This window comes from Psychromonas sp. psych-6C06 (assembly GCF_002835465.1).
Classification (GTDB): Bacteria; Pseudomonadota; Gammaproteobacteria; order Enterobacterales; family Psychromonadaceae; genus Psychromonas.
The window spans coordinates 48374-58538 of the sequence record NZ_PIZM01000011.1 but is presented as its reverse complement, the minus strand read 5'-3'; the positions used below and the strand labels follow the sequence as shown (position 1 = coordinate 58538).

The 10165-nt window shown below is 37.5% G+C and carries 7 protein-coding genes and 1 rRNA gene; 7 read left to right on the top strand and 1 reads right to left on the bottom strand.

Annotated features, from left to right (window positions below; translation table 11 throughout):
• The first annotated feature begins 107 nt into the window (after positions 1 to 107).
• The 7 genes from rrf (at position 108) to CW745_RS14590 (ending at position 7590) form a co-directional block, all read left to right on the top strand.
• Positions 108 to 223: ribosomal RNA gene (gene rrf / locus CW745_RS14625) — 5S ribosomal RNA — on the top strand.
• Between the two features lie 1278 nt (positions 224 to 1501).
• Positions 1502 to 1690 carry a hypothetical protein gene (locus CW745_RS14615; RefSeq protein ID WP_101109436.1) on the top strand — a complete coding sequence of 63 codons (189 nt, stop codon included), beginning with the start codon at positions 1502 to 1504 and terminating at the stop codon, positions 1688 to 1690.
• A gap of 241 nt (positions 1691 to 1931) precedes the next feature.
• Complete coding sequence (locus tag CW745_RS14610; protein ID WP_101109435.1) at positions 1932 to 2612, top strand: oligogalacturonate-specific porin KdgM family protein; 681 nt, start codon at positions 1932 to 1934, stop codon at positions 2610 to 2612.
• Positions 2613 to 2730: 118 nt separating this feature from the next.
• A complete protein-coding gene (locus CW745_RS14605) occupies positions 2731 to 3444 on the top strand; it encodes a FadR/GntR family transcriptional regulator (RefSeq protein WP_101109434.1) in 714 nt (237 codons plus the stop codon).
• Between the two features lie 527 nt (positions 3445 to 3971).
• The gene (locus tag CW745_RS14600) at positions 3972 to 4853 is read left to right on the top strand and encodes an NAD(P)-dependent oxidoreductase (protein ID WP_101109433.1); all 882 of its coding nucleotides are present in this window, start codon (positions 3972 to 3974) and stop codon (positions 4851 to 4853) included.
• 126 nt (positions 4854 to 4979) lie between these two features.
• The gene (locus CW745_RS14595; protein ID WP_101109432.1) at positions 4980 to 6863 is read left to right on the top strand and encodes a DUF294 nucleotidyltransferase-like domain-containing protein; all 1884 of its coding nucleotides are present in this window, start codon (positions 4980 to 4982) and stop codon (positions 6861 to 6863) included.
• Positions 6864 to 6873: 10 nt separating this feature from the next.
• Positions 6874 to 7590: a 3'-5' exonuclease gene (locus CW745_RS14590; protein WP_193755624.1), complete on the top strand. Its 717-nt coding sequence runs from the start codon at positions 6874 to 6876 to the stop codon at positions 7588 to 7590.
• A 425-nt stretch (positions 7591 to 8015) separates the two neighbouring features.
• Here the strand turns inward: CW745_RS14590 and CW745_RS14585 are convergent, their stop codons facing one another.
• Positions 8016 to 10163, bottom strand: a complete 2148-nt coding sequence (locus CW745_RS14585) for a heparinase II/III family protein (protein ID WP_101109430.1) — start codon at positions 10161 to 10163, stop codon at positions 8016 to 8018.
• Positions 10164 to 10165: the final 2 nt, after the last annotated feature.

Below are 10165 nucleotides of genomic sequence, written 5' to 3'. Positions count from 1 at the left end.
AAGCTAAGATTAAGAAGAACAAGCAGATTACGAAGTAATTTGCAGTTTCGTACTGTTTAACGAAGTTAAATAGTGGAAACAAACAGCTTTTCTAATTAACTTTTTTGTTTGGCGACAATAGCGCTGTGGTCCCACCTGATTCCATTCCGAACTCAGTAGTGAAACGCAGTTGCGCCGATGGTAGTGTGGGGTCTCCCCATGTGAGAGTAGGTCATCGCCAAACGCCTAATAACAAACCCCTGTCGAGTTAGTTCCCGACAGGGGTTTTTTATTGCCTACGATTTATGACCTACTCCCACATGGGGAAAGGTGAACTGCACTACCGTAGACAGTAGCTTTAATTGGACAGAAAGAAATGATTTATAATCATTTCTGAGGTGCTTCAATATTCAACTACACAATGCGTATAGCAGTAGGGCGAATATCGCGAAGCGATGGCTCATGAGCAATGTCCGCCCATCGCCAACCGAGCTAAGCCTTAAATATCCGAACAATCCTTGAGACCACATCAGGAGTTTTTTTATTTTTTAGTTTTAATACTTTAGCGATGATGCCTAATTCGAATACAGGCAAGGCAATAGCTACCTTTAATTTAACAGAAAGAAATGATTAATGATTATTTCTGAGGTGCTTCAATATTCAACTACACAATGCGTATAGCATTAGGGCGAATATCGCGAAGTGATGGGACATGAGCAATGTTCACCCATCGCCAACCCAGCTAAACCTTAGGTATCCGAACAATTTTTGTGACTACATCTGGAGTTTTTTCGTTTTAGGGACTTTAAAAATGAAGCATAGCTAATTGCTTGCCGTAATTGGACAGAAAGAAATGATTAATAATCATTTATAAGGTGCTTCAATATTAAACTACATAATGCGTATAGTAGTAGGGTGAATATCGCGAAGCGATGGGGCATGAGCAATATTCACCCATCGCCAAACTAGCTAATACCAAATCCACTAAATAACTGATCAATCACACTGGTTAAAAGAACCTATTTCAGCGTTAAAAATTTCGTAAAGGGAACAACCATTTGCATCATTTTCGTCTTGAACTAACTCCTTTCCCCTGCGTAATATTTGATCACTATATTAGCGGAATTGGTATAAAGGATCTCCAATTAATTTTAGACACAACACCAAGTGGCAAACACGCCGTTATCATTATGGATCAGGCGAGTTGGCATCAAACATATTTAGAGGATCAGTTTGATAACCTATTGATAATGCATCTTCCACCTTGTTCTCCAGAGCTTAACCCAGTTGTAAATGTGTGGAGCTGGTTGTGTCAAAATGAAATAGCGAACCGTTACTTTAAAACTTACAACGATACAACGATATAATGGACAAATGTTGTGTCGCTTGGAATCGTTTTTGTGATGAGCCAAAGCGCCTCATTTCATTGTGTTATCGTGATTAGAGTAAGCTGATAAGTAAATTATTGGAATTGCTATGATAAAGAATAACGTGTGTTTTCAAGCATGACTTAGGAAAATGCTTGGCTGGCCATCTTCTTGAGCGGGGGAATTTTGATGATGCAATGGACTTAAAAGCTGATGCGCATAATCAATGTAATATGCGTACAGAAAACCTGATATCTGGTCCTAGATATAGTAATAGTAGCTTGGAAGCAGACGCTCATGCCGTAGTTAACTTTTATCGTTTAAACATTACAACTGTAATGTAAATAGCAAAGGTAGCCATAGTGTAGAATGCCTTTAATATCCTCTCCCGTTACTATTTATTTTTTGAGCGATCCCGATGGTTGAATAACCTTTACTTAGTTGATTTTTTTTATCATAAATAACGAACAAAATTTGAACTAGATCACCTTTCTCTTTATACCTCTATAAAAGGCATTTACCTTATATGTAGTAGTGTAGTATTGTAATACAAATAAACACGTTAACTATTACTAAGGATCTATTATGAAACTTTCTAAGTCCGCAATTGCTGTTGTTGCAGCTAGCTTTGTATCAGCAAATGTTACAGCTGCTTCACTTGACTTTCGTCACGAATATAGAGGTAAAACAGATCAACATTCTAGCCGAGTAAAAATGGGAAATACCTTTGAAAACAACCTATCTATTGACTTAGAGCTTAAGTTTAAAGGTGCCGATGGTGAGTTTATGAAAGACTTGCAAAATAACGGTTCAGAGATAGGTATTAACTATAAATGGGCTATTAATAGTGAGTGGGCTCTACAACCTGGTATGCCAATCGAATTTGGCGCTTCAAGTGATACTTATAAACCTCAACTACGTGTTACTTATACACCTGATGCTGTAGATGACCTTTCACTTAGTGCACGCTACCGTTTAGATGTAAAACCAGGTGAAGATGAGAAAAAATTCCGTAACCGTTATACATTTAATGCTGGCTATAAGATTGAAAACTTGAGTTTAGGGATCGAGCTAAACTACTACAAATCACATGACTCTGATTACTTATTATATGATGGTAAAGATACAAACTATGAAAATAACTTAACTGCTCACTATAAAATGGGTAATTGGACTCCATGGTTAGAGTTTGGCGATGTAAGCATTAACGAATTGTCTAGTACCCGTGAATTAAGAAGCCGTGTAGGTATTCGCTACAGCTTCTAATTTTTAAGTACCAACAACAGCTTTAAAATATGATTTTTTATTTTAAAGCTGTTGTTTACTATATTACCCTGCTTATTTGTATTACAATAGAGCTAGATTGAAACAATAAGGAGGTTCCATGAGTAATTCATTTTTTCAAATAGCGGGTTCGAAGAGAAGCTTGCATGTACAAGTTGCTCGTGAAATAGCACGTAAAATTCTATCTGCAGAGTTAGCACAGAACGATATCATTCCTAGCGAAATGGCTTTATGCGAACAATTTAGTGTCAGTCGCACGGCTCTTCGAGAAGCCATTAAACTACTGACATCGAAAGGGCTACTTGAATCCAAGCCTAAAGTCGGAACACGTGTTAAAAGTCGAGATAATTGGAACTTTTTAGATCCGCAGTTATTAGATTGGATTATTGATATTGGTGATAATGAACTAATCTATAAAGAGTTTTTAGCATTGAGAAAAGCTATTGAGCCTGAAGCCGCTGCATTGGCTGCTAGTAACGCAAGTGCAGAGCAGCGTATTTTATTATCTAACACCTTTCAAAAAATGGATGAAATCTCAGCAAACTTTGATGTTGAAGCATGGACTGAAGCTGACATGGAGTTTCATCGACTGGTTTTTTCTTCTACCGGTAATAATTTTTTCCTCCCTTTTGCTAATGTACTGTGTACTATGTTTAAAAGCTTTATTGGCCATTCATCTGAAAAAGGTGGAACATGTATTGAGGAGCATCGTGCTATTTATACTGCAATCATGGCGGGCGATCCTGATAAAGCAAGACAAGCGAATACTGATCTATTGAATAACAGTAATCATCGTTTACCAACAAGCAACTAATACCAAAAGAGTTAAAAAGGTATTCAGTCTTACTTGTTAACATTTACGCTACCTGTGTTGTGAGCTTTGAAGGGATAATCACTCTCTTCACTATCTCACGCCTTGGTAGTTTAATTCTTTCTGCGTAATACGAGATCATTTTTTAAATTCCATTGCTTTAGTTTTCTGATTTTAGTTGTAAGACCTAAACTTATAACTGTACTTCCTTTTATATATCGTTAAAAAGTCAATTAAACCTCTTTGCTTACTATTTGCCTCAAGCTAACTTTATATGTACCTCCTCCTTATGGTTTGATATATATTCTTTAAAATTAGTATTTTATAAGTTTGTTTAAAACTGATTTAGCCTCTCCATCGGTTTTATAGTTGTTATTAAAGCTTCAATAAATAAATTAAATGTAATTATTTTTATTTGTTGTATTGTAATACAAATAAGAGATGTATATTATAGCAACAGATTTAATAAAGAGGCAGCATACTGACGCTACTCTCAACTATCCATACATTAATATATTCAGGAGTTTATTATGACTAAACCAGTAATCGGTTTCATCGGTCTTGGCCTTATGGGCGGCAACATGGTTGAAAACTTACAAACACGTGGTTACCACGTAAACGTGATGGATTTAAGCCAAGATGCTGTTGATGCTGTACTTGCTCGTGGTAACGCGACGCAATTCACTTCTGCTAAAGAATTAGCTGCTGCTTCTGATATCGTTGAATTCTGCCTGACAACTTCTGCAGTTGTTGAAAAAATCGTATACGGCGAAGACGGCGTGCTAGCTGGAATGAAAGAAGGTGCTACATTAATTGATTTTGGTACTTCTATTCCTGCTTCAACTCAAAAAATCGGTGCTGCGTTAGCAGAGAAAGGTTGTGGCATGATCGATGCTCCTCTTGGCCGTACTCCTGCACATGCTAAAGATGGTCTATTAAACATCATGGCGGCTGGTGATGTAGAAACGTTTAATAAAGTTAAGCCTGTATTAGAAGAGCAAGGCGAGAACGTATTTCATTTAGGTAAATTAGGTGCGGGCCACACAACTAAGTTAATTAATAACTTTATTGGTATGACGACAGTTACTGCGATGTCTCAAGCGTTTGCTGTAGCTAAAGCTGCTGGCGTTGATGGTCAACAATTATTCGACATTATGTCTGCAGGCCCTTCTAATTCACCATTCATGCAGTTTACTAAGTTCTACGCTGTTGATAATGAAGAAAAATTAGGTTTCTCTGTTGCTAATGCAAACAAAGATCTTGGTTACTTCTTACAAATGGTTTCTGATTTAGGTACTCAATCTCCAATTGCTGAAGGTACTTCTAAAGCCCTACAAGCTGGTGTTGATGCTGGTTTAGGTCAAAATGATGTACCTGTTATTTTCGATTACTTCACTAAATTAGAAAAGTAATTTGGGCTATTGATAGTAGTGTTGAAATTGCTCTCTAATAAGCTAGACAGACGTTGATTTAAAAGCCATTCTTTAATAAAGAATGGCTTTTTTCGTTAGCTTTAAAAATATTATAATGGACTAATTATGCCTCAAACTTTGATCCCTAATATTCATGATTTTATCGCGCGTATTGATCCCTTTGATAAGTTACCTCGTGATTTACAGCGACAAATTGCTTCTTCAATTAAAATCATTTATTTAGCGAAGGGTGAGCAGATCCATTTTGGGGGAGAGCATGAGTTACGATATCTTTATGTCATTCGAACTGGCTCAATGGAGCAGCGTAAACACAGTGGTATGTTACGTGCAAAATTGAGTGAAGAAGACCTGTTTGGTTTTACCTTCTTAGAAAAGCATAAAGAGGATAAAGAAGACTACACTGCGACAGCAATAGAAAGCACGTTATTGTATTTAATTCCCCATGCTGAATTATTAAAACTACTTGAAGAACACCCGTTATTTGTTGAACATTTTGCGAGTAATGCACAGGTTCGTCTGCATTCTGCACTGGATGTTGTTTGGTCGGATAGCGAAAAAGGCATCTTTGTCAAAAAGGTGTCCGAAGTTGCAAGTGATAAAATTGCAGTGGTGCAACACGATACACCAATTCAGGAGGTGGCACGCGATATTATCGCCGTGTGTTCACCGACAGCTGTTGTCATGAAAGAGGGGGTTATCGTTGGTTTAATCACTGATCGTGATATGACTAAACGTGTTATTTTAGCGGGCGTAGATATTCAAACGCCAGTTTCACAAGTAATGACAGAAGATCCACTTACTATCGGCCCTCATGATCTCGTGTTAAAAGCATCCTCATTGATGATGCAACATAATATTCGCAGCCTACCTGTTGTTGAAAATAACCGTGTATTTGGTTTATTGACTACCACTCATTTGGTGCGAAATAATCGTATGCAAGCTGTATTTCTTATTGAAAAAATTAAGTATGCAGAAACAGCACAGGATTTAGCATTACTTACATCTGAACGCCAAGCTATTTTTGAAGCGTTAGTAGAGGGACAAGTAAACGGTGATGTAATTGGCCATGTAATGACGATGATTATGGATGCTTATAATCGCCGTTTAATTCAAATGGCTGAGAAACATTTTGGTACGCCACCTTGTGAGTACGCATGGATAGTGGCGGGCTCTCATGCTCGTAATGAAATTCATATGCTCTCAGATCAAGATAACGCCATCATATTGTCTGATGAAGCTACATCAAGCGACCGATTATATTTTCAGCATTTTTCAATGTGGATTTGTAATGCCTTAGACGCCTGTGGTTTTCCGCTGTGTACTGGTAAGTTTATGGCCGCTAACCCTAAATGGTGTCAGCCTTTACGTGTGTGGAAAGCTTATTATGATAAATGGATAGCTAACCCTGAATACGACTGTTTATTGAATATCAGTGTCTTTTTAGAAACTCGTTGGTTATTCGGCGATCAGCAATTTAATAATGAGTTGCAGTCACACCTTTTTGATGGCATTGCTAAATCGAGTATTTTTCTTCCCTCTTTGGTGCGTGATTCAATATCAATTAATCCCCCACTAGGTATTTTTAATTCATTGGTGCTAGAAAAAACAGGAAGTCACTCTAATATGCTCAATATTAAGAAGTTTGCACTGACGCTAATTGTTGATTTAGCGAGAATTTATGGTTTAGCTGCAGGGGCAACCTCTAGCGAAACCGTGACACGTTTTAACGAGGCTTATGACAAGAATATGTTAAGTGAAGAGATGTTAAAAAATGTATTAGGGGCATTTCGGTTTATTACTCAAATTCGCCTCACACATCAGCTTAAAGAATTAAAAGCGGGTAGAGAGCCTGATAATCATATTGATCCTAATATTTTTGGTAGTTTTGAACGAAAACATTTAAAAGATGCATTTAGGATCATCTCCGATCTACAGGACGCGGCTAAATTACGTTTTACGCGTGAAGCATTTTCTGTGGATATATCTTAAGGAGAGGTTGATGTTATCGATGTTTAACTATTTTCATCCACTCAATCAATTACAACGAAAGCGGGCGCGCTATATTAACAAACATAAGATACCGGATCATATCCTGGCATTACTTCGCGCGCCTTTACCCGATATTGATGAGGATCTATTAAAACTGGACTATATCGCCTTAGATATTGAAACCACAGGTTTCCACCCTGAAACAGATCACCTATTAAGTATTGGTTATCTCCCCATTCAAAATCAAAAAATATTACTCTCAGAAGCGGTTGAACAGTTTGTAAAATCGACTAAAAAAATCAAAGCTGAAACAGCAATCATTAATCATATTGTGCCTGAAATGTTAGAAAATGGGACGCCCCTCAATGAGATATTAGAAAAATTCTTTGCCTCACTCGTCGGAAAAGTATTAGTTGCACATGGCAGTGTCATTGAGAAACGTTTTTTAGATTACTATGTCGCTAAACAATTTAATTTACCGCCATTACCGCTGTTATGGGTAGATACTTTAAGTATTGAAAAATCATTCATTATTCATAAAGGCAGTGCACAATCGGCAGACTTCCGTTTAAGCTCCACACGTGAACGACATGGTTTACCTGAATATCCAGCACATGGTGCTTTAATTGACGCATTAGCAACGGCAGAGCTTTATTTAGCGCTGTTAAAGAAACGTTTTCAAGATGATAAAGCGACTTTTCGCGATCTGAAAATAGATCCTAGTTAAACTTTATACCAACCTAGATAAATACCCGATCAATCTTGTTGGTTAAAATTAATGATCGTTTCGTTATTTTAAATCCCAATAGCCAGCTATTGTATAATTAAACGCTTTATCCATATTCATTTTTTTGTGTAATGTTAGACAACTTACTCATCCAAATTAGTATTATCATTTTTCATAAAAAAGCCGAGTAAAGGTTGTCTACCCTACTCGGCTTAATGTTATACCAAATCCACTAAATAACTGATCAATCTTACTGGTTAAAAGAAGCTATTTCAGCGTTAAAAATTTCGTAAAGGGAACAACTATTTGCATCAATTTTCGCTTTGAACTAACTCCTTTTTCCTGCGTAATATTTGATCGCTATATTAGCGGAATTGGTATTATTTAAGGTGGTTTTAGGTAAAACCACCCACTCGATAAAGTGATTAAATGAGTGCAACCGCACCTTGCCAGTTAATTACTTCACCATTAATTTCAACGTTATTATTTGTTTGAGCATCGACATCCACGCGATTAGCAACACAAACTTTAATCTGTTTTCCTGAAACTAGATTAATCGCGACCACAGAAGCATCATCATTCGAATGCAAAACGGTAACAGAGTGAACTAAACCACGTGCATTTAAACTCGCTTCTATTGCTTCATTAAAGTAGCCATGTGTTTCATAAACGTTAGCAAATAGATGATTATCGCCTTTCTGACGTAATACAAACATCGGCTCGCTACGTAAATTGAAATCAGGATCATTTGCGCCTGTGCGAGCAAATATAAATTCACTATTTTCATTTGCACTACTTATTAGTGAGTAATAACTATCACCCATTAACCAAGTAGTAAGCGATGATTTTTCAACTTTACCTTGACCGATATTCCATAAATGTTGATATCCATGTGCTTCACCAAGCGTATTTAAACTACTATGCTGTTGATATTCAAAGTTAGTATGCACAATTTGACCCGTATAATGAACAGGGTAGTCATAACAATGTTGCTCATCGCTGATCATACGGAATAGATCGATAATAAGTGGCTTTTCAAACCCCTCAAGTTCGGCCATGATGACAGTGCGTTGCTGGTCAACACCCGGGTAATAACCGCGTGCGAAAGCACTCATTGCCTGTAGTTTGTCATCACCTAATAAAGTGAAGTGTTTTTCACCAAAGTGTTGCTGAGCAATTGCAGTGACACCTTGGTTTTGGCTGATTTGATCAACTACCACGGTGTTATGGGCAATAGTTTGTTTACAGTAGGTTTTGTTTTCAGGAATGTAACGACCACCAAATTTAGGCTCGATATTTACCCAGCGACCATAACCGTAGTCATGCGTGAACTCTTGATTATTATTAAATAGACTTAAATGTAAACCGTCAAAGTGACCATGATCCAATGCAGAGTGTAGCTTCGCATCACTACCGTGCTGGCCATACCAAAGTAGCGCCATACTATCATCTGATTGTACATCTCGATGGCGGAGAATCGTAATACCGCCACATTCACCCTGTGCCCCGTCAGTTAAGCTTAAGCTACCCCAGTTAAAGTTTGCTACATCAGCATTTTTATCTAAAGCATTTGATAGTGCTTCACCGGTATGATGAACCCAGACTTTACCTTGATGTTTAGCCATCGCTAATAACGTTTCATTTTGTTCATAGCGTTTAAAACAGATATTGGTCGCTAATAAAATACCCAGATCTTTAATATCCATGGTACGAGATGAATCATTAAGTGCAGGCAATGTACCGTTAGGGAATGCTGTCGACATGACCGCAAAGGCAGTCGTTTTAATCACTTCATCTTTTAATTTGTAGATACCTATTTCAGGTTGGCGACGTTCAATGGTTTCTGCAAATAGGAAGATAGGACGTAATGAAAAACGGTGATAGTAAGGGCCTTCCATGTAGTAACCATCTGGTGAGAATAGTTGTGTAAGTTGCGCTATGAAGCCACCTGAAACACTATCGCCTTTTAGCCCATATACAGCTTTGTCTACCGTAGCTTGGTCATTAATTGCGTAAGCACAAATACCAGCACTTGCCACAGACCATAGGCCATGGTTATGAATAATATCGAAGTTTTCTGCATAGGTTTCAACGAACATTTCTAGCATTACTTTGAAAAGATCATTTTCGATAAGTTGCTGTTGATCGTCAGTTAACTCATGGCGAATACAAGAGTATGCGCATGATGAATATAACATCCACATATTTTCATTTAATGTTTGGTGAAATAGACGACCAGGCTTATTTGAATCACGGCTAATGTTTAATTCACGTGTTTTGTAAACTTTCGCGTACTCAATTAGCATGCTTGTTGCGTAATCGAGGTAACGTTTATCTTCAGTGATCAAATATAAACGACCTGCTAAATCTAAGTGGATGTAGTTCTGTTTGTGACGGTTATGTTCGTAACCGCCAGCTTCACCATGCCCAGGAATTTCAATACCTATCGGCATATATGATTCAAGAGCTTCAATCTCTTCGGCAATAGAGTGGCCGATCAAAGAATCTTTATTTAGGTGTTTGCGTAATGCAGCTGCTTCTTCAAAACTAATTAGTAGTGGTTGATAACTCATGA